The sequence below is a fragment of the Mucilaginibacter polytrichastri genome (assembly GCF_001911425.1).
GTDB lineage: Bacteria > Bacteroidota > Bacteroidia > Sphingobacteriales > Sphingobacteriaceae > Mucilaginibacter > Mucilaginibacter polytrichastri.
Map to the genome: position 1 here is coordinate 4,530,377 of NZ_MPPL01000001.1, position 21,282 is coordinate 4,551,658.

The following is a 21,282-nucleotide window of genomic DNA, read 5'->3' on the forward strand; positions in this document are numbered from 1 at the left end:
ATTTGTGTTTGGTTGAGCAGAAAATAGTATCCCTTAAAGAAGCTATAATAGTTAAGCATTCTACATTCTTATGAATAAAGATCTACCTACTAATTTAAAAACACTGCTATTAGCCAATAGCCGCTCCATTTTGCTGTTACTGGCTGTAGTTTTAATGGCCGCCCCACTGGGCACATACGCACAAGATAACGCGGCAGCAACTACAGCCCCGGCAACCCCTACGGTTATAAAAGGTGTAATTACCGATGCTAAAACCAAAGAAACACTACCGGCAGTAACTGTAACCTTTGTTGGCACTACCATAGGTGTAAGCGCCGATAACAATGGCAATTACCTACTTAAAGGTAACGGCGCTAATACCCAGGTTAAGTTCTCGTTTATCGGCTACAAATCTGTTTTTGTAACCCTTACACCGGGCCAAGAGCTGGTAAAAAATATAGCCATGAGCGAAGATACCCACCTGCTTAATGAGGTTGTGGTTACATCGGGCAAAAAGGTGCGCTACAGAAACAAGGACAACCCTGCCGTAGAATTGATCCGCAAAGTTATTGCCCACAAAAAGCAAAACCGGATAGAGAATTACGACTACGCCGAATACCACCAGTACGAGAAAATGATATTTGCGCTCAGTAACCTATCGGAGAAGTTTAAGAATAAAAACATGTTTAAAAACTACCAGTTTTTATTCCGCCAGCAGGATTCTACACAAATAGGTGGAAAAAACCTGTTGCCACTATATATGGAAGAAAAACTTTCGCATACCTTTTTGCGGAAGCAGCCTTACACCAAAAAGCAGTTTATTGAGGCTAATAAACAGGTTAAGTACGACGAAAGCTTTATCGATAACCAGGGCCTTACAGCATACTTTAACCGTATGTATCAAGACATTGATATTTATGATAACAATATTGCCCTGCTGGGGAACCAGCTTTTAAGCCCAATTGCAGATGCCGCGCCTTCTGTTTATAAATTTTTTATTACAGATACCTTAAAAGATGTAACTCCCAACTTAATTGAGCTGAGTTTTACGCCTCGCAGCACCACAGATCTGCTGTTTGAAGGCAAGATCTATATTACCATGGATGGTAATTACGCAGTTGAAAGGGCGGCCCTATCGGTAAATAAAAACATCAACCTTAACTTTGTAAGGCAAATGCAGGCCGTGCTGGCCTTTGATAAAGGGGCAGATGCCCGCTATCATTTAAGCCAAAGCGATTTAAAAATAGATTTTGGACTGAGCAAAAATAAAGGCGGCGGTATTTTGGGCGAGCGCGTAGTGATGCTGAGTGATTATGCTGTTAATGTACCCCGACCGGCTAAAACCTACGAAGGCCCTGCAGAAGTTATTGCCCCAACAGCCGCAGATAAAGGCGACGAATACTGGAACAAAAACCGGCCCGATACCCTAAAGGCATCAGAAGCAAGTATTTACAAGGATATTGACAGTCTGCAAACCATCCCGTCTTTTAAACGCACTATGGATATTGTAACCCTGGTACTGGCCGGTTACAAAAGCTATGGGCCTTTTGAAGTTGGCCCCGTTAACACTTTTTACAACTTTAACCCGATAGAAGGTTTCAGGCTGAGGCTTGGGGGCCGTACCACAACCGCCCTCAGCAAGCGATACTATTTTGAAACCTATGGTGCCTATGGCTTTAAGGACAAAAAGTTTAAATACTTTTTAAGCGGCACTTACTCGTTGAATGATAAATCTATTTACGCATTCCCGCAAAGCTACCTGCGCGCAAGCTATCAGCACGATACCAAAATACCCGGCCAGGAACTGCAGTTTGTGCAAGAAGACAACTTTTTACTTTCCTTTAAACGCGGCGCTAATGATATTCTTACCTACAACGATGTTCTTAGGTTTGATTATGTACGCGAGTTTCAGAACCACTTCTCTTATAAATTTGAATTAAAGAAATGGAACCAAAACCCGGCAGGGCCAAACCTGGGCGGGGCATTGTATTTTCAAAACACGGTAAACGGCCAGCCAAACACAGTTAGCTCCGTAAATACCACCGAACTATCGGCCGAGTTTCGTTATGCACCAAATGAGAAATTTTACCAGGGGAAACTATACCGGACACCTATTCCTGACAAGTACCCTATTTTTACCCTCCGCTACCAACAGGGCGTTAAAGCACTGGGCGGCAATTACCACTACGAAAACTTTACCGGTAACATTACCAAGCGCTTTTATTTATCGCAACTGGGCTTTGCCGATGTAAGTACCGAGGGCGGCTATATATTCGGCAAGCTGCCTTTCCCGCTGCTGGATATTCACCACGCCAATCAAAGCTATGCCTTGCAGCTGCAATCTTATAACCTTATGAACTTTTTGGAGTTTGTGAGCGATCATTACGCAGCCATCAATATCGACCAAAACTTTAATGGCTATATCTTTAATAAAATCCCCTTGCTAAAGAAACTGAAACTGCGTGAAGTAGTGTCATACAAAGCACTGTGGGGAGGTTTACGGGCCGAGAATAATCCGGCTAATGATCCATCGCTCTTACAATTCCCCGAGCGGGGCGGCAAACCTTTTGTTTATAGCCTAAACAACGGGCCCTACATGGAAGGCAGCGTTGGTATTGCCAATATATTTAAAATATTGCGGGTAGATTATGTAGAACGCTTTAGCTACCTCGATCACCCCGAAACCTCTAAACACGGCATCAGGTTCCTGGTTGTATTACAGTTTTAGCAGATCAAAAATTATATTAACCAAAGCCGTTCAGTCATTATGAACGGCTTTTTTGCTCATACATCTGTTACAGTTAAATTTATTAAATCTGCATCTGTTTTATTCAAGCAGATACCTTTTACTTTGGTCAAATAAAATATCATATGGCAATTACTCCATTAAGCGAACAGGAAATACAACAACTACGAGCCGAAACCAAAGGCACAACATACAAAATTCACTTTAACAACGCAGGCTCATCCCTGCCACCAGATGTGGTAGTTGATGCGGTTATTAATTATTTAAATGAAGAAGCAACCCAGGGCGGTTACGAAACTGAGTTTAACTACAAAGATGAATTAGCCAATACTTATACCCACATTGCCCGGCTAATTAATGCCAATATCGATGAAATTGCTATCGTAGAAAACGCCAGCACTGCCTGGGGATTAGCTTTTAACGGCATCGATTTTAAACCCGGCGATGTGATCATTACTTCCGAAATGGAGTATGTAACCAATCTTATTGGGTTTTTAAATGCCAAACAGCAGCACGGTGTGGCTATTAAAGTTATTCCGAATGATGAGCATGGTAACTTCTCTCTAATCGCCCTTGAAGAAGCAATTTCGCCCGAAACCAAGTTGATTGCCGTTACACATATCCCGTCAACTGCCGGGGGCATGATCCCCATTGTAGAGATTGGTAAAATAGCCCGCAAGCACAATATTTTATATTTAGTTGATGCTTGCCAGACCGCCGGGCAAATACCGGTTGATGTGCAGGAGATTTGCTGCGATATGCTTTCAGTAACCGGTCGCAAATACCTGCGGGCACCGCGCGGCACCGGCTTTTTATATGTGCGCAAGGAAATACAAAACCAGCTGAAACCTATATTTATGGATAGCCACACGGCCGACTTGGTTAGCCAGCACGAGTTTAAAGTAATGGATAATGCGCAACGTTTCGAGCTTTATGAAAAAAGCCGCGCCCTCACCCTGGGGCTTGGCAAGGCTGTTGAATATGCCTTAAATATCGGTGTCGACCGGATATGGGAACGCATACAATATCTGGCAACTCTGTTTCGCCAACAATTAAATAATATTGAAGGTATAACCGTACATGATTTTGGCAGCCAGCAATGCGGCATTGTAACCTTCTCTGTAAATGGTCTGGATAGCACGCTGGTAAAAAGCAAGCTGGCAGAAAAAAACATCAATGTATCTGTAGGCAAAGCGGTATCTACCTTAATTTATATGGATAAAAACCACTTGAGCAGCATTGTACGCGCGTCGGTACATTATTACAATACAGCGGATGAAATAAAAGCGATGTGTGATGAGCTGAAAATGATGGCATAGTAGTAGTGAGTTGTAGAGTGTGTGTAAAAAGTTTACAAATAAGCTGTATTCACTAATTCAAAACTCACTCATTAGCTTACTGGTTTGCGTTCACCATCGTTATTAAGTATCTTACTCCACGTTATAACGTTAGTGTTTTATTAACCAACCCCATTAATTAAGCCAATGCCTGCACAAAAACCCGAAGAAGCTCCGGCCAAAAAAGGATTCTGGAAATGGTTTTCCATATTAGGACCCGGCCTTACTACCGGCGCTGCAGATGACGACCCATCTGGCATTGCCACGTACTCGCAAACCGGCGCACAATTTGGCTACGGGCAATTGTGGACCGCCCTTTACATGTTGCCATTTATGATGGCCGTACAAGAGGCCTGTGCCCGTATAGGCCTGGTTACCGGCAAAGGCATTGCCGCCGTGGTAAAAGAGCATTACAGCAAGCCTGTTTTATACGCCGTAGTAGGCTTAGTGGTAGTGGCTAACACCATCAACATTGGGGCAGATATTGGGGCTATGGCTGCCGCTGCACAATTATTAATCCCCGTTAAGTTTGTGGTGCTTACGCTATTGTTTACCGTTGGCATTCTCGTCATCGAAATTTTTACCAGCTATAAAGTTTATTCGCGCATACTTAAATGGCTAGCCTTGGCATTGCTGGCCTATCCCATTACTGTTTTTATTATTCACCAGGACTGGCCTACGGTATTAAAAGCAACAGTTGTACCGCATATAGAATTTAGCTTCGCCTTTTTATTTATTATTACCGGCGTTTTTGGTACTACCATTACACCCTACATGTTTTTTTGGGAAGCATCGCAGGAGGTAGAAGAAGAAAAAGAAAAAAACCTTATTGTAAACGGCAAACCTATTATCGGCTGGCAGCACATCCACGCCATGCGTAAAGATAATACTGCCGGCATGGTAATATCCGAAATTACAACCTGGTGTATTTTGCTGGTTGGTGCAACCGTTTTGCATAACAGCGGTGTTAAGGATATTAAAAACGCAGCCGATGCCGCCAAGGCGCTCGAGCCGTTGGTGCATTCGTTCCCGCATTCGGGATATTTAGCTAAAGTTATTTTTTCAATAGGCATTATCGGGCTGGGCTTACTGGCCGTACCTGTACTCTCTGGTTCGGCTGCTTATGCTGTTGCCGAAGCGTTTGACTGGAATGCCAGCCTTAATTTAAAGCTTAAAAAAGCACATGGCTTTTACGGCGTAATTACAATTGCCATGCTCATTGGCCTCATCATTAACTTTGTGGGCATCGACCCTGTTAAGGCCCTGGTATATACGGCTGTATTGAATGGTGTGGCTGCGGTACCCTTACTGTTTTTAATCACCAAAATTGTTGCCAGCGAAAAAATAATGGGCGAATATAAAAGCCGCTGGCTATCTAAAACACTACTCTGGGTTACCTTTATTGTAATGGGTGGGGCCGCTGTGGCTATGTTTTTCTCGATATAATCGGGGAGGAAGAGGCTAGAATCAAGATTATCTTAATTTCATCATTGCGGTAGGAAGTAATCTCTTTTAGAAGCCTTCTCTAAATCTCCACCCGAAGGGAGTACTTATTAAAGCCCTCTCCGTTTGGAGAGGGTTGGATGAGGCATCAATTACCGCTTACGCAGCATCGTAAATAATTACCTTTTCAAAGTAAACGCGGTTTTCATCTAAAAACGCTTTGTGTACCGGGTGCACCTGGTAAACATCGTGCGCCGCCAAATCATCAAAATACACAACAAGGCTAAAGGTATAAGTGGTATCAACTACCGCACGGTCAATCTCGGCAACCGGGGTACCAATGTGCAGATTCTTAACAACTTCTACTCCTGCTAAACTTTGTAACCCCTTACGGAAAGCGGTTTTCTGATCTTCAGTGGTATCGGCTTTAAGCCAGAATAAAACGTGGTGGGCTATCATATTATATTTTATTTCGGCAAATGTAATTATTGGGGTGAATAGCACCAACTTCTGTTCTTCATAAAAAGCAACAGGTCTAATTATACATCCAGGTCTATCCTCCTAAATAAGTTACACAGACCCAATTTGCAAAATTCTTATATTAGTGCCTATGAAGCGTTTATCAGCATTAATAATCTTCGCCAGTTTCGCGTTAACCACACTTGCGCAGCAAACCCAGAAACCCATGTTGTATGGCACCAGCTGGATGGCTGTTACCGGCAAACCAATGGCAGCTACAGCGGGATCGATGATATTTCAGCAGGGTGGCAACGCGGTTGATGCTGCTTGCGCTATGCTTGCCGCTACCTGCACCATGTGGGATACCCTGAGCTGGGGCGGCGAAACACAGGCGCTTATTTACAACCCTAAAACCGGGAAGGTAATTGCCATAAATGCCATGGGCGTTGCTCCAACAGGAGCCACAGTAGCTTTTTTTAAGAGTAAGGGATACAACTTCCCGCCAGAATATGGCCCGCTGGCAGCAACTACACCGGGCACTCCGGGCGGTTTAATATACATGCTGATGCAGTATGGCACCATGAGTTTGGGCCAGGTACTGGCCCCTGCCATGCACATGGCAGCGGGTTATGCTATCGAAGCACAGGCTGCCAATACGATAGAAAAAGATAAAGACATGCTGAAAACCTGGCCTTACAGCAAAAAGGTTTTTTTGACCCACCCGGGCGAAAAACGTGAAGCACCAGAGCCGGGCGAGATATTTGTACAGAAGGATTTACTGGCCACCCTAACCAAAATGGTTGAGGCCGAAAAAGCCGCACTAAAGAAAGGCAAAACCCGTAAACAAGCACTGATGGCAGCTTATGATCGCTTTTACAAAGGCGATATTGCCGCAGAGTTTGTACGCGGCAGCAAAGAACAAGGCGGCTTAATTACCATGCAAGATCTGGCCAAATGGAAACCGGTGGAAGAAGCCCCGTTAATGGTGAACTACAAAGGCATCGACGTATACAAGCTTCAACAATGGACCCAGGGCCCGGTAATGCTACAGGCATTGAACATCCTCGAAAACTTCGATCTGAAAGGCATGGGTTATAATAGCGCTAAATATATCCATACCGTTTACCAGGCCATGAACCTGGCCTTTGCCGACCGCGACTTTTACTATGGCGACCCGGCTGCCAACCCTAACGGGCCGATTAAAGGCTTATTAAGTAAAGATTACGCCAAACAAAGGGCGGCATTAATTCAGTATGATAAAAACGATGCAAAGATTGGTCCGGGCAACCCTTATCCGTTTGAGGGCAAGGTGAACCCTTACATTAACTTATTGAAAGACCGCGGATTTGAACTGGATACTACCAAACGCAACTTCGCCCCGAAACATGATCTGGGAAATAACACGCCGAAAGAGGTTTATGAAGACCGTTTATGGCGAGGCACCACATCTATAGAAGCAGCCGATAAAGACGGCTGGGTGGTATCAGTAACGCCAAGCGGCGGATGGCTGCCGGCTTGCATTGCAGGCAACACAGGCGTTGGTATGAGCCAACGTATGCAAAGTTTTGTACTCGACTCTACCCTGAACCCTTTCAATGTGGTAGCGCCGGGTAAAAGGCCGAGGGTAACCCTCTCGCCATCTATGTTTATGAAAGATGGCAAGCCTTACCTGTCTGCAGCGGTACAAGGCGGCGATACGCAGGACCAGAACCTGATCCAGTTTTTTCTGGACGTGGCCGAATTTGGCATGACTGTGCAAAAGGCTACCGAAGCACCTAACTTTAATACCAACCAGCTATGGCTTTCCCTGGGCGGCACAAAAACTGCTGACCGCGAACCTAAACCCGGACAAATCTTATTAAACACCAATACCAAAGATGAAGTACGCGATCAGCTTAAAAAAATGGGCTATACGCTTAGCTTTACCGAGCGTACCAGCGGCCCCATTAATGCCGTTTATTTCGACTGGAAACATGGCAGCTTATGGGGAGGCTCGAGCAACCACGGTGAAGATTATGGGATAGGCTGGTAATTTAGGTTACTATAACAGAACGCGCGACAAGCGCACACCAGCGAATGGGGGAACAGATTTTTTTGTTTACCTGATTTTATAGGTAACTTTAAAAGCGCCTGGAAATGACAAAACTGCTCCAACAAAATATCGCTAAACATATTTCTCTTTCCGACGAAGAAACGGAAACCTTTTGCAGTTTATTTCAACAAAAGCTAATCAGGAAAAAGGACTTTTTATTGAGAGCGGGACAAGTTTGCAGATTTGAAGGTTTTGTTACCAAAGGGCTTTTTCGCGTTTACCATATTGATCAGAATGGCTTTGATCAAATACTTTATTTTGCTGTTGAAAACTGGTGGATCACAGATATTGATAGTTTTACAAATGGTATCCCCTCACAACTTTTTATCGAAGCACTTGAAGATAGTGAAGTGCTTTTGATCTCCAAAAAGGATAAAGAATTTGCTTACACAAACCTACCTGAAATAGAGAAACTATTTAGGGTAATGACTCAAAAAACGCATGTTGCCCTGCAACGGAGAATGATAGACAATTTGAGTAAAACCGCCGACCAGCGCTACCTTGATTTTATAGAAAAATACCCACAGCTCTTCCAGCGGCTTTCCAATCTTCAGATCGCCGCATATTTAGGTATCAGCCACGAATTTTTGAGTAAGATAAGACGAAAGATTGCCGGTCGAAAATAAGATGGCTTGCATTTATTGAACTTGTTCAATGTTTTAAGGTGTATACAGTAAGCATCTTTGTTTCATCATTTAAATCAAAAAGATGAAACAAATTTTTTCAATAGTATTATTAACCACTTTAATTTTATTCAAAATGGAAGCGCAGGCACAAAGTTTCAAAACCATTGAAGCCAACAACTTAAAGTTACAAGTCTACAACGCATCAGAAAATGCTTTTGGTGTAGCATCGGTCATCATATCAGGTAAAACTGATGCCATACTGATCGACGCCCAGTTTACGCTGGCAGATGCAGATAAAGTAGCGCGGGAAATCAAAAATTCAGGTAAAAAATTAACGGCCATTTATGTTTCTTACGGAGATCCGGATTTCTATTTCGGACTGGAAGTTTTCAAAAAGTATTTCCCTGAAGTAACTGCTTATGCCACATCAGCCACCGTAGACCATATTAAAGCGACCGCTCAAAAGAAATTAGATGTCTGGGGCGGGCAATTGGGTAGCAAGGTGACTTCGAATGTTATTTTACCGCAGGTTTTAAAAGGCAATAGTCTTGAGTTGGAAGGGCAGCAATTAGAAGTTTTTGGTTTGGAAGAGTTTCCGGCTAAGACTTTTGTATGGATACCTTCCATCAAAGCAGTTGTTGGTGGTATCAATATCTTCGGAACAACGTTTAATCTTTGGATGGCGGATGCACAAACCACAGAATCAAGGCAACAATGGATCACGGTGTTGGATAAGATTGAGGCATTACATCCCGCTATCGTAATCCCGGCTCACGCCAATAATGCAAGCCCGTTTGATATTAGCGCGGTAAAACATACCAAAAGCTACATCCAGTTTTATGAAGAAGCTTTGAAAACCAACAAAACCTCGGCAGAACTTGTTGCCGCAATAAAAGCAAAATATCCTGCGCTTACTTTTGAAACAGCCTTACAGATTGGCGCGAAAGTAAACACCGGCGAAATGAAATGGTAAAACTATCAATCCTGTTCAACCTGGCAGTGCTTATTGTACTGTCGGGTTGTGCTATAAATCAAAACAAAATGACCAATTTAGAAATTGTAAGAAGCACTTACGAAGGTAAAACTTCTGAGGAAAATGGTAAAAACCTTGCTAAATACGTAGCCGATAATATTAGCTGGACAGAGGCCAAAGGCTTCCCCTATGGTGGTACATACATTGGCCTCGATAACATCACTAAAAATGTTTTCAGCCGCTTGGGTAGTGAGTGGATAGATTATAAGTTCACGCCCGAAGACTATGTTGCCAGCGACAATAAAGTTGTAGCCTATGGCACCTACACGGGTATTTATAAAATAACCGGCAAAGCATTTGAAGCCAGGGTAGCCCACGTCTGGAAATTAAAAGATGGAAAAATTGTAAGCTTTGAACAGTTTGTAGACAGCCAATCTGTAAATAACGCTTTAAAATAAAATTGATAGTTCGGTTATCTTTCGATCCAGATTACCTGTAACGGAACTCGCAAAACGCGTGCACCAGCTAATGGGAAATACCTATTTCGTTAAATTTGGTATTTAAAAAGCAAATAGCTTGTCGAAATATTCAGATGGATTGGAAATCAAATTAACTGTTAAGATTATATTTCCTTTCTTAATAAGTCGATGTTAGACTTTCTAATTTCGTTCCTTAACTCGTCTGCAGTTTTCTGTCTGTAGATATATTTAGCCGGATATTTGATATAAAAAGTGCAAATAAAAAATACTAATGCTATAAAAAACGCTACCGCAATCCAGCCAGAGTTTCTATCTAAAATATCTCCTTTTTCGCTAAGTCGGACAAGTAAAATAAATAATAATGATAACAGAAAAAATAGTCTTGCAAATATTCGAAAACTAAAAATAAGTATTTTTCGCAGCATAGGTCTTCGGTTAAGGATAACACAACTGTACAATTTTAATTTACCTATTCCAAATATTCCTTTAATTTGTCCGGCTAAATTTTCTTTTCTAGTCGTAACTTACAGCTCTGCAGTTTCATGAGCAATTGCTATTGCTACATACTGCAACTTGTTAAAATCAATAAACCCTTCTTCAAGTAATTTCAAATCTGTCACATACGAAATACCAACAGGAAGATCTTTGACTTTGAGCAAAATAGATGTGCCTTGCCATCTTGTAGCTATCACAACATGCGTTACTTTTCTCTCAAAACTATCCTTAATCCATTTTAATTCCGGATGCAGTTTCCCAATCCAATAATCTGGCCTATCGGACCCGGGAACTTCACAGAGCAACTCAACTTCAAAGGGTATTTGTCCGTATAATTCTTCAGGAGCGTAATCTACTGCGGTAATTGTTAATTTCATCGGCTTTATTTTCAATTGTACAATCGCAAAGTGGCCTAGTTTATTACAGTAATAATTAATAATTTCAACAAAAAAATTACATAAAACACTTACTTCTATCGTTTGCTAAGTAAGTTCGGCTACAACAACTTTCCTTTCAGGATTTGTAAATTACCTAACACTAAACCTTGTCCAGTAGGCGGCGGTGGTAGTTTATTTGGCCCAAATGATACATGAGGTGTGATGACAGATGGGTTAAAAAATATCCGGTAGTCACAGTTTGCTCCATAACAATTTGCGGATATTCATTTGATAGAATTTCATCGCTTAACTGGTCGAGAGTTGTGGCTATCATTTCGATGGTTTCATCAATACTTTTCAACAAATCGGCACGAGGAATATTACGTGACGAAAACTCTAACGGGCGGTTGCGCACATATCCTGTATTGCCAAGCACGTTGCCAATATAAGTATTCAGGTTACCAACCAGGTGCAGGCAAAGATTGCCTGCAGCATTGGCTATATCACCCTCGGTATGCCAAAGGTTTTCTTCATTTTTATAAAGCTCAATTTCTGTACGAAGCTTGGCTAAATCGCGCAAATAAAGTTTTTTCAGTATGGATACAAACATTGCAGCAATTGAATTTAAGATTCAAAAATATAAATTTATAATATCTACATAAGTTTAAAGGATATTATAAGATTGTAAACTGATTTACTCCTTGCTAGCGCACATGTGTAGCGTGTTTTTATTGCCTGCTCTTGCTGCACAAAGCTAATACAACAAAAAAGCCCGTAGGGGAAGAATCTCGAACCCCCTTTTGGAGGAATTGAGATTATTAGCAGCATCATAAATTTCTTAATTATCAGCGATTTTATAATAAGCGATAGCATTTAAAACGGCTGCCTTTCCCCTATTCTATCTAATTCTGTTTAGGCTGTACAGTTGTTATATATGAGATCCAAAACCTGATGAAACTGTAAAATTTGTTGTTTACTGATATTATTTAACGCTATCCTTCTGTTATTTTCAATCACAAGTTGCATATTATCTAATAGATTAACGGCGAGTTCACTTAATTTCAGATGAAATCTTCTGCGGTCTGTTGGGTGCGGATTGCGGATGATATATTTTCCTTCTACCAGTAATTCTACCATACGGGTAACAGAAGCAAAGTCTTTAAATATAGTTTGAGCAATCTGGTTTTGTGTTTGTCCTGGATTGTCATACACAGTTTTCAGCAGCAGCCATTGATCAATTGTAATCTCAAATCCCTTTTTAACTAATTGTTGCTGTGCAAATTGCCGGTAGCTTTTTATTGATCGTTCGAGGGAATAAAATAATATGTCTTCCAGGTTTTCCTGCTCACTCATGAATCTGTTTGTTATAGGGTAATTTAAAAAAAAATGAAACGATCGGATTAAAGCGTACCATAATAGAAGATGTTGATCAGTTTTATATAGGCTTCACGGGATTCTAAGTAACTGTTCATCATAAACAAAATGCCTTTTTTTGTTTTCGGATTAAAAGCAATAAAACTCATTACGCCCGCATCACCACCTGTATGGTTATAAATTAATTCCCCTTTATTTGTGCCCCTTAAGAACCATGTATAATAACCTAAATTGGTTTCATCCGGTGTTAATAGCTGCACGGCGTTCCGCTTAAATACCTCTTTATTTTTGAATTTGCCACCCTGTGTCCATGCAATTAGAAAATTAGCAAATTCCGCGGCCGTAGTATGCAACGTACCGGCAGGATAGTCGGGAAAACCTCCAAAACCCAGCGGGACAAATTTTTTCAGCGAATCATTGTAGTTATAAGGCATCGCCAGCCGGGTCGTATCAATCCCACTTAGGTACCAGGAAGCGGCATCCATTTCCAGTGGAGTAAATAAGTAACGTTTACAATATTGTTCAAAAGGCATACCTGATATGCGTTCTACTAAATAGCCAATCAATGCGATACCCACGTTACTGTAATGAAAGGCACTATCGGGCCTTTCATTATAAAAGTTCTTGGTGGCATCATAGTTTTTTCCGCCTTTAACTAAATAACCCTTCAAAAAAGTACCCAGTGCTATGGTCGGATCCCCCTTATTAACGTTCCAGAATTGACCCATGTACGGGATGTTGTCCTGGATAGCCGAACGGTGGCGAAGCAACTGGGCAAAAGTGACGGGCAGATTTGGATAATTGGGATTGATGATCTTAAAAGGCAGATATTGATTAATATCGTCATTCATTTTAAATTTCCCATTCCCGTAAAGCTGCATTAGCGCTGCGGCGGTAACGGTCTTTGAGGTAGAGGCAACAACGAATATCGTTTGGGCATCTACGGGCTTTTGCTGCGCTATGTTCTGATAACCATAATAACCAGCCCAGGTAATTTTACCGCTATCAATGACAGCCGCGGATAAACCGGCGATGTGATGCTGTGCCATAATTGCTTTAACCACACTATCTCGGTTGTTATTTTGAGCATAACAAATAGTTGTTAAAGAAAAGAGTATGGGAAGGAGAAAAGTTTTTGCTGTAGTTTTTGCTTTCATTGATGCAAATATAATTGATATATCAATAATATTCATATTTTTTTCCCGTTGCTTTATTCTAAGCCAAGCAACTATAGATATGCTGATAGCCGATGCAAATTATTATCATGACATTTGATTGCATCATTAAATTGAAAATGGGCAGACTCTCTCGCCCGGTTAAGCGTCCGCGCTTAACCGAAAAAAAAACTTCAAAAGCAAAAAGCCGCTCTACTTTCGTAAAGCGGCTTAGTAGCCCGTAGGGGAATCGAACCCCTGTTTCTAGAATGAAAATCTAACGTCCTAACCCCTAGACGAACGGGCCTCTTATCTTGAGTCTGTAGTATTGAATTAAAAGTTTAAGTAATTTACAAAGCCGACTCAATGACTTTGAACTTATAACTATTAACTTATTGTAGTAGCCCGTAGGGGAATCGAACCCCTGTTTCTAGAATGAAAATCTAACGTCCTAACCCCTAGACGAACGGGCCTCTTATTTTTTATTTAAAAGGCTTTAATTTTTTAATCAACAGCCTTAGCGACCAATGATTTATTAACTAATTGCTACTCTTTTAAAGAACTGCTTCCCTTATTTTGGGATTGCAAAGATATAAGTTTGAGTTATAAATTAATAATCGAATTGAAAAAAAATTTAAAACTTACTTTATATTGAGGTTAAGGGCTTATTTGGCTATCCAAATGGTATCTAAAAACCACTTTCTACTATCGTAAAAATCTTTAACAGGTTTAAAACAAGCACCAGCTGCCATGCTACGGGTTTGTTCGAGGGTATATTTTTGCGATACCTCCATATAAACATACTCGTCTTTAATAAAACTGATGGCTTGGCCGCCAATGTTTACCTGCTGATCTTGCAAACTCACTAAAAAGCTTTTGCAGGCACCAGTTTCGGGGTCGTAGGTTGGGTAGTGGTCAAACTGGTTGGTATTAAAATCGGCATCCAACTCCCGGTTAATACGGTCGAGCAGGTTAAGATTAAACTGTTTAGTAATGCCCTGCTTATCGTTATAGGCATCCAGGATCACCTTTGGATTTTTCTTCAGATCTATACCAATCAAAGCCATATCGCCCGTAGAAAGGTGCATATGCAGTACCTTGCAGAAGTCTTCGGCCTCATGTACCGGCATATTGCCAATATTTGATCCCAGGAAAAGCACCACGTTCCGTTTGTCAGAGCCAGCGGCGGCCTGTTTCAGCATTTTAAAGTATTCACCCTGCAAGCCTTTAATCTGCAAGCCGGGAAGCTGGGCAGGTAAGGTTTCATTTAAAGAATCTATCACATGGCCCGAAATATCTATCGGCAAATAAGTAAAGTCAACCCCGGCATCAAGCAACCCTCTCAACAGGTGGATAGATTTAGTGGCATCGCCCGCGCCCAGTTCAATAAGGTTAAATGGTGTACCATCTGCCTTAAGCGCATTTACCAGCCCGGCTGTTTGCTCAGCGAATATCTCCATTTCGCAATCTGTCGGGTAGTATTCCTCGCAGTTCATAATGTCCTGAAACAATTCGTCGCCACGGGCATCATAAAAGTACTTGGCATCGAGGTGTTTGGGTGTTGAAGTCAGTCCGCTAAGCACATCGTCATAAAACTGACTAGTGGAGGCATCCATAGCGGTTAAAGGTTGTTGGTTTTGTAATTGGGTAGCTTGCATTGTTATCAAATTATCTGGCTAAACGGATACCGTTAAAAAGCCAGCGCATACTCGGGTGAAAAAAATTGCGGTAAGTTGGGCGGCTATGGCCCGGCGGCGTGCCTTCTGATGCTCCGCGAAGCACCTTTTGGCTCACCATAAACTTACCATTATACTCGCCGATGGCTCCAGGAGCTTTGGCAAAACCGGGATAAGGCAGATAGGAACTCTCTGTCCATTCCCAGCTTTTACCCCATTTAAATTTATTGGCAGCAGCCTCCCATTCAAACTCGGTAGGCAGGCGCAGGCCTTTCCAGGAGGCGTAAGCATAGGCTTCATAGTAACTGATGTGGCCAACAGGTTCATCTAAATCTAATGGCTCTAAGCCCCTAAAGGTATAGTTATGCCATTGCTCATCAATCAAATGCCAATAAAGCGGCGCTTCAATCTTATTGGTTTTTACCCAATCCCAAGCTTCGGCATGCCAGTAGCGGAAATCGTGGTAACCGCCATCGTTTATAAAAGCTAAATACTCTTCGTTAGTTACCTGGTTGGGGCTTATTTCATAAGCATTCAGATAAACTTTGTGGCGGTTCAGTTCATTGTCGAAACAGAAACCTTCGCCATCAAAACCGGCCTCGTAAATACCTTCGGGCATGACAATAAAATCGCCACCGGCAACTTTTTCTATTTGTGGAGACACGTAACCTGCATCATAAGCCGGGAACAATGGGTTATGGCCTAAAATGTATTTGATATCGTAATATAATAATTCCTGGTGCTGCTCTTCATGGTTAAACCCAAGCGTAAGCAGCTCGTTTACTTCTGCAGATGGTTCTTCGGCCAAAAATTGGTACATGGCTTCATCTACATAGGCGCGGTATTTGTAAACATCCTGCACGGTTGGGCGGCTCAGGTTGCCCCGGTCTGTACGGATCACCCGTGCACCTACAGTTTCATAATAGCTGTTAAAAACGTAATTGTATTCAGGGTTAAATTCCTGATAGCCCATAAAGTAGGGTTTTAGAATAAAGGTTTCAAAAAACCATGTAGTATGCCCCAGATGCCATTTAGGCGGGCTCACATCCACAATGGGTTGCACCACGTAATCTTCTGTTTGCAGCGGGCTACAAATTTGCTCGCTTCGCTGCCTTACTTTTTTATAACAATCGCCTAATAAACTCATGCTCTTATTTGCTATCCAAATATCGTTTAAGGTCAGAAATTGTTTTAATCTTTAAGTCATCCGCTTGTTGTTTTCGCATCATCAAGGCATAGGCATTATTAAAGCCAATAGGCTTTAACCAAATTAACTGATACTTTTTTTCGAACTCTGCTTTTACGTATTGGTAGGTTTTATTTTTATCTGTCGATAAAGAATCGATCACTTTTTGTTTGGGCTGAAGCATTACCAGTAACCCTGTGCCGGTATATTCAGGATACAGATCTATCTGATTATTGGTGAGCGAATCGAAGCAAATCTTGGTGCCGCCTAAACCAGTTTTGGTTGAAACCCGGTAATCGGTATAACCCTTAATCAGCATACTGTACATTTCGCCCAAAATATATTGCTCGCCGAAAATTTTGGAGCCGATGCGAACCGTTTCCCCCGAGCCGTTACGATCTGCTTTATACAGATGCTGTGCTACCAGAAAATCTTTAGCCACCTTTTCGGGAGTTTCGTGCAGGTAATCGGTACGATAGTTTAAAGTGGTCATGATAGAATCTGTGATATGACCGGCCAGCAGGTTCAAGGTTTTTTCCAGTTCCGGGAATTTTTTCAGGGCATCCTCCCGAACTACTGGTGCAGCATAATATGGTGGAAAGATGGCCTTATCATCAGTTAATACCACCAGGTTAAAAGCCTTCAGCCTGCCATCCGTAGAGTATCCGCTGATCACATCCAGCTCTTTTTGATAAGCCGCCTTGTACATCACGGCATCACTGATTACCAGGGTATGTATCTTTAAGCCATATTTTTGTTTAAGGCCGAGATCGCCATCCTGCCTGCCCATAAACTCTGGTGTAAAACCAGCTTTGAGTTTACTGCCATAGGCTGATGGAACAAGGTAGATAACCGATATAAGAACAAGAATTACCGGAAGTACCTGCACAGCAACTTTCAGCTTCTTCACGTTCAGGTTCTGTACCAGCGAAAGCAAGAAATCGAACACAATGGCAAGCAATGCCGCCGGGATTGCCCCCGCTAAAATCATGTTGGTATTATTAAGCGAGATACCACCGAATATAAACTCGCCTAAGCCACCCGCGGCTATTAGCGAAGCCAGTGTTGCCACGCCTACATTAATTACCGCAGCAGTACGGATACCGGCCAATATTACTGGCATAGCCAACGGCAGCTCTACCCGGGATAGTATTTGTTGCTTGCTCATGCCCATAGCCTGTGCTGCTTCTTTAATGGTGGGGTCTACACCGGTAATACCGGTGTAGGTATTTCTGATTACCGGCAGCAGCGCATAGATCAATAAAGCAGCAATGGCAGGCTTAGGGCCGATGCCCAATACCGGGATCATAAAGCCCAATAGCGCGATACTTGGAATAGTTTGCAGTACGCCCGCAATACCCAGCACAATACCGGAGAATTTTTGTTTGCGGGCAATAAAGATGCCCAGCGGCAAGCCAATTATAATGGCTAATAACAGGGCAATAAACGTGAGCCCGATATGCTCCAGGGTTTGCGTCAACAGCTTGTCCGACTGCTGCTGCATAAACTCCCACAAGGTTTGTTGATGTTCATTCATATTGCCGGAGTGTATCTAAATATTCGGGATGATGCACAAATATTTTATCTGAAATATAAATCAGGAGCTGCTTATTGAAATAATAATTTCCGTCTTTATAGAAATGCCCGAATACGTCGAAACAGTACTTGACATTGCGTTTACTATAAATAAGATTTACCGACCCGCGCACATCAAAAGATTGTAGCGGCTTAATTGGTTTCAGTCCTTTAAGGCGTGATTGAAAATGAAGCAAATCTTTCTTGTTGAAAATGGATTTGGACCTTTTTTCTCCATCATTAAAAGAATGATCAAGGTCTTCACAACTAACATTCGCAAACGCTTCCATATTAAAGTCGACCCACTTTATTTTTACAGAATTTAAAGCAAGAGGTTGCGCATAGCTACAATTATGCGTAAGCATTATACTTTTAATTAGCAGCAATAGGTAAAATACCTTTTTCATACCTGCGGGCGTTGTTGATATTGATGAAATGCCGACATCAGTTGTTCGAACGTTACATTTTTGGTTGCACCGGCGTTTTGTATAGTTAATTGTTGTTTAGTTTGATTTTCAAACGCTGCCAGGCTTGCCCAAACGCTGGTATTGTGGTTTAATACAGCAGATACGGATTCCAGGCTACCCTCGGGTAACCTGTCCCATAGGTTACCTATCGTAACAGTTTTAAACTCAAGCTGTACACGTTGTGCATCTAAAAACTGCTTTACAAAATTGTTAGCCGGTTTAAAAAGCAGTTCCTGCGGTGTACCGATCTGGATGATATGCCCCTGATCCATCAGGCAGATCCTATCGGCCAGTTCAAAAGCTTCCTGTACATCATGGGTAACCATAATGATAGTTTTGCGGGTCAGTTCATCAAGTTCCTTAAATTCGGCTTGTATTTTGGCACGGGTAATGTTATCCAGTGCGCCGAAAGGCTCATCCATTAATAATACCGGAGGGTCGGCAATCAGCGCACGGGCCAGCCCTACCCGCTGCTGCTGGCCGCCGCTTAACTGCGACGGATACTGGTGCAGGCTCTCTGCAGGCAAGTGCAGCTTTTCTAAAAGTTCTTGTGTACAGCTTTCTATTTTGACTTTATCCCATTTAAGTAAACGGGGTACAATGCCAATATTTTCGGCAATAGTATAATGTGGAAACAGGCCGGTATTTTGCAGCACATAACCTATCCCCCGGCGCAAATTTTCGGGAGATTGTGCGTTGATGTTTTTCCCATCGAAAAACACCTCGCCCGATGTTGGCTCTATCAGCCTGTTAAGCATCTTTAACGTGGTGGTTTTACCACAGCCGCTGGTGCCCAGTAAAATCAAATTCTCATGCTCATTAACTTCGAACGAGATCTGATCTACCGCTTTTATATCACCATAATGCTTGCTGAGTTGCCGTACCGAAATCATGCTCACAATTTACTCCTCTATTTTCAGGAAAAGGTTATTCAATGATTCTGAATACGTAGGGTGTGCAAAAACACAATACCGTATCCTATCGTAAGTAATGCCGCCCTCGATAGCCATTTGCATTACCGACATAATTTCGCCGCCTTCGGCACCCAAAATGGCCACCCCTAAAACCTCTTTGGTTTTAACATCCACCACGGCTTTCATCATACCGCGTGTATCGCCCACTTCAATAGCACGGGCTACGTGTTTCATGGGCAGGGTAGCTATCTTAATAGCATAACCCTGCTCGCGGGCCTGCTTTTCTGTTAAGCCTACACGCCCCAGTTGCGGGTCGGTAAACATACAATATGGTAAGGGACGATCTGTGGTATTGTAATTGGTTCCCTCTACAAGGTTGCGGTAAACGATGGTATAATCGTTATAAGCAATGTGTGTAAATGCCGGGCCACCATTAACATCGCCCAAGGCATAAATGCCGGGCACATTGGTTTCCAGTTTATCATTTACTTTTATAAAGCCTTTTTCATTTAGTTCAACACCTGTTTTATCCAGATTGAGTGCTTCGGTTAACGGCTTTCGGCCTGCGGCTAATAGTACATGCGAACAGGTAAATTCTTTTTTCTCACCAGCAATAACAGCCGAAGCTTTAATGCCTGTGGCAGTTTTTTCAAATTTGTGTACTTGTGCTTCGGTATAAATATCGAGACCTTCTTCAACCAATATCTTTTTCAGTTCATCCGAAATATCTTCGTCTTCCTTAGCCATAATTCGTTCACCGCGCTCCAGTACAGAAATCTTACTGCCAAAGCGGTGGAACATTTGCGCAAATTCTAACGCCACGTAATTACCGCCTATGATGAGGATATGCTCAGGTACTTCTTCCAGATCGAGAATACTGGTCGATGTCAGGTAGTCAATATCCTTTAGTCCCTCAATATCCGGGATCATGGGTGTTGCGCCTGCATCCAGGAATATCAGGTCGGCTTGTACTTCTTCTTCGCCGCCATCATTCCGTTTTACCTTAATGGTTTTAGGGCCGGTAAAAGAAGCTTCGCCAAATAGCAAGTCGAGGTTCTCCGTTGTCTCTATCGCCTTTTGGCCGCCGCTACGTGATTGCATTACGATTTCGTCCTTGCGTTTTTTTACCTGCTTCATGTTTACATGGAAGCCATCAATGTGCACGCCCAGATCGTCGCTATGCTTTGCCATGTAGGCCGCTTTGGCCGATGCCACCATAGCCTTAGTTGGCGTGCAGCCATCATTAACGCAGGTACCGCCTATCCAGCGCTTCTCAATCATTAGGGTTTTTTTGCCCGCATTAGCCAGCTTTCTGCATAATGGAGATCCTGCCTGCCCCGCACCTATCACTATCGCATCATAATGCTTCATGCTTATGCGGTTACTTTAACGCCTTTCCAAAAGGCAACATAATTTTTAATCTGGGCGGCGGCTTCTTTAGGTTCCGGGTAATACCAGGCTGCATCTTTATTTTGCTGGCCATCTACCGTTAAAGTATAATATGATGCCAAGCCTTTCCATGGGCAGGTAGTATGTGTATCCGAGCCTTGCAGGTATTCTTTTTTTACGCTTTCTGCCGGGAAGTAATGATTGTTTTCAACTACGATAGTGTCATTGCTTTCGGCAATAACTTCGTTATTCCAGGTTGCTTTCATGTTGTTTTATTTCTTAGGATTGATGCTGTTATGATAAAGATACGTTTTTCTTTTATCACCTATTGTGATTTTAAAATGCTGCTTTTTCAACGTTTAAATACTGTAAAAGTTTAAATTATAACGCCCGCAGGTTCTTCACTAGGGCAGGTTGCTACTTAATTATTCATTTTAATAATTAATGCTGTGCGTTTAATCGCTGATCCATCTAATATTTAACTATAATTTAATTTTAAATGTAAAATAATTAAATTATAGTTAAATCCAAGCTTGCTTGT

The 21,282-nt window shown here is 42.2% G+C and carries 19 protein-coding genes and 2 tRNA genes; 7 read left to right on the forward strand and 14 right to left on the reverse strand.

Translation table 11 applies throughout. The features are described 5' to 3' along the window. The first annotated feature begins 70 nt into the window (after positions 1 to 70). From RG47T_RS19430 to RG47T_RS19440, 3 genes are all read left to right on the forward strand, one after another. Positions 71 to 2,707 carry a DUF5686 and carboxypeptidase-like regulatory domain-containing protein gene (locus tag RG47T_RS19430; protein WP_074491110.1) on the forward strand — a complete coding sequence of 879 codons (2,637 nt, stop codon included), beginning with the start codon at positions 71 to 73 and terminating at the stop codon, positions 2,705 to 2,707. A 143-nt stretch (positions 2,708 to 2,850) separates the two neighbouring features. Beyond that, a complete protein-coding gene (locus RG47T_RS19435; protein WP_074491111.1) occupies positions 2,851 to 4,044 on the forward strand; it encodes an aminotransferase class V-fold PLP-dependent enzyme in 1,194 nt (397 codons plus the stop codon). A gap of 165 nt (positions 4,045 to 4,209) precedes the next feature. Beyond that, a complete protein-coding gene (locus tag RG47T_RS19440; RefSeq protein ID WP_074491112.1) occupies positions 4,210 to 5,508 on the forward strand; it encodes an NRAMP family divalent metal transporter in 1,299 nt (432 codons plus the stop codon). Positions 5,509 to 5,664: 156 nt separating this feature from the next. On the opposite strand, the gene RG47T_RS19445 is transcribed toward RG47T_RS19440, so the two are convergent. Continuing rightward, positions 5,665 to 5,964 (reverse strand): Dabb family protein, encoded by a 300-nt coding sequence (locus tag RG47T_RS19445; RefSeq protein ID WP_074491113.1) that lies wholly within the window; start codon positions 5,962 to 5,964, stop codon positions 5,665 to 5,667. 151 nt (positions 5,965 to 6,115) lie between these two features. Between RG47T_RS19445 and RG47T_RS19450 the strand changes: the two genes are divergently transcribed. The 4 genes from RG47T_RS19450 to RG47T_RS19465 all read left to right on the forward strand — a co-directional run bounded on the left by RG47T_RS19450 (position 6,116) and on the right by RG47T_RS19465 (position 10,113). Next, positions 6,116 to 7,996, forward strand: a complete 1,881-nt coding sequence (locus RG47T_RS19450; protein ID WP_074491114.1) for a gamma-glutamyltransferase family protein — start codon at positions 6,116 to 6,118, stop codon at positions 7,994 to 7,996. 104 nt (positions 7,997 to 8,100) lie between these two features. Continuing rightward, complete coding sequence (locus RG47T_RS19455; RefSeq protein WP_074491115.1) at positions 8,101 to 8,682, forward strand: Crp/Fnr family transcriptional regulator; 582 nt, start codon at positions 8,101 to 8,103, stop codon at positions 8,680 to 8,682. An 82-nt stretch (positions 8,683 to 8,764) separates the two neighbouring features. Continuing rightward, on the forward strand, positions 8,765 to 9,655 hold the full coding sequence (locus tag RG47T_RS19460; RefSeq protein WP_074491116.1) for an MBL fold metallo-hydrolase: 891 nt from the start codon (positions 8,765 to 8,767) through the stop codon (positions 9,653 to 9,655). 68 nt (positions 9,656 to 9,723) lie between these two features. Next, positions 9,724 to 10,113, forward strand: a complete 390-nt coding sequence (locus tag RG47T_RS19465) for a nuclear transport factor 2 family protein (protein ID WP_074493590.1) — start codon at positions 9,724 to 9,726, stop codon at positions 10,111 to 10,113. Between the two features lie 545 nt (positions 10,114 to 10,658). Here the strand turns inward: RG47T_RS19465 and RG47T_RS19475 are convergent. The 13 genes from RG47T_RS19475 to RG47T_RS19535 all read right to left on the reverse strand — a co-directional run bounded on the left by RG47T_RS19475 (position 10,659) and on the right by RG47T_RS19535 (position 21,007). Beyond that, positions 10,659 to 11,006, reverse strand: coding sequence for a hypothetical protein (locus RG47T_RS19475; protein ID WP_074491118.1), 348 nt, complete (start codon positions 11,004 to 11,006; stop codon positions 10,659 to 10,661). A 160-nt stretch (positions 11,007 to 11,166) separates the two neighbouring features. Next, entirely contained in the window at positions 11,167 to 11,616 is a 450-nt protein-coding gene (locus RG47T_RS19480) for a DinB family protein (protein WP_074491119.1), read from the reverse strand. Between the two features lie 302 nt (positions 11,617 to 11,918). Continuing rightward, a complete protein-coding gene (locus RG47T_RS19485) occupies positions 11,919 to 12,359 on the reverse strand; it encodes a MarR family winged helix-turn-helix transcriptional regulator (protein WP_074491120.1) in 441 nt (146 codons plus the stop codon). Between the two features lie 47 nt (positions 12,360 to 12,406). Next, positions 12,407 to 13,537: a serine hydrolase domain-containing protein gene (locus RG47T_RS19490; protein WP_074491121.1), complete on the reverse strand. Its 1,131-nt coding sequence runs from the start codon at positions 13,535 to 13,537 to the stop codon at positions 12,407 to 12,409. 232 nt (positions 13,538 to 13,769) lie between these two features. Further along, positions 13,770 to 13,841, reverse strand: a tRNA-Glu gene (locus RG47T_RS19495). 94 nt (positions 13,842 to 13,935) lie between these two features. Then, positions 13,936 to 14,007, reverse strand: a tRNA-Glu gene (locus RG47T_RS19500). Between the two features lie 192 nt (positions 14,008 to 14,199). Next, positions 14,200 to 15,192: an L-histidine N(alpha)-methyltransferase gene (locus RG47T_RS19505; RefSeq protein ID WP_074491122.1), complete on the reverse strand. Its 993-nt coding sequence runs from the start codon at positions 15,190 to 15,192 to the stop codon at positions 14,200 to 14,202. 10 nt (positions 15,193 to 15,202) lie between these two features. Next, positions 15,203 to 16,357 carry an ergothioneine biosynthesis protein EgtB gene (gene egtB, locus RG47T_RS19510; protein ID WP_074491123.1) on the reverse strand — a complete coding sequence of 385 codons (1,155 nt, stop codon included), beginning with the start codon at positions 16,355 to 16,357 and terminating at the stop codon, positions 15,203 to 15,205. A 4-nt stretch (positions 16,358 to 16,361) separates the two neighbouring features. Then, complete coding sequence (locus RG47T_RS19515) at positions 16,362 to 17,933, reverse strand: ABC transporter permease/substrate-binding protein (protein ID WP_074491124.1); 1,572 nt, start codon at positions 17,931 to 17,933, stop codon at positions 16,362 to 16,364. Further along, on the reverse strand, positions 17,926 to 18,336 hold the full coding sequence (locus RG47T_RS26175; protein ID WP_139235732.1) for a hypothetical protein: 411 nt from the start codon (positions 18,334 to 18,336) through the stop codon (positions 17,926 to 17,928). The genes RG47T_RS19515 and RG47T_RS26175 overlap by 8 nt, the downstream gene beginning before the upstream one ends. A gap of 38 nt (positions 18,337 to 18,374) precedes the next feature. After that, complete coding sequence (locus tag RG47T_RS19525; RefSeq protein ID WP_074491126.1) at positions 18,375 to 19,331, reverse strand: ABC transporter ATP-binding protein; 957 nt, start codon at positions 19,329 to 19,331, stop codon at positions 18,375 to 18,377. Between the two features lie 9 nt (positions 19,332 to 19,340). Beyond that, positions 19,341 to 20,723, reverse strand: coding sequence for a mercuric reductase (locus RG47T_RS19530; protein WP_074491127.1), 1,383 nt, complete (start codon positions 20,721 to 20,723; stop codon positions 19,341 to 19,343). A gap of 2 nt (positions 20,724 to 20,725) precedes the next feature. Beyond that, the gene (locus RG47T_RS19535) at positions 20,726 to 21,007 is read right to left on the reverse strand and encodes a DUF427 domain-containing protein (RefSeq protein WP_074491128.1); all 282 of its coding nucleotides are present in this window, start codon (positions 21,005 to 21,007) and stop codon (positions 20,726 to 20,728) included. Positions 21,008 to 21,282: the final 275 nt, after the last annotated feature.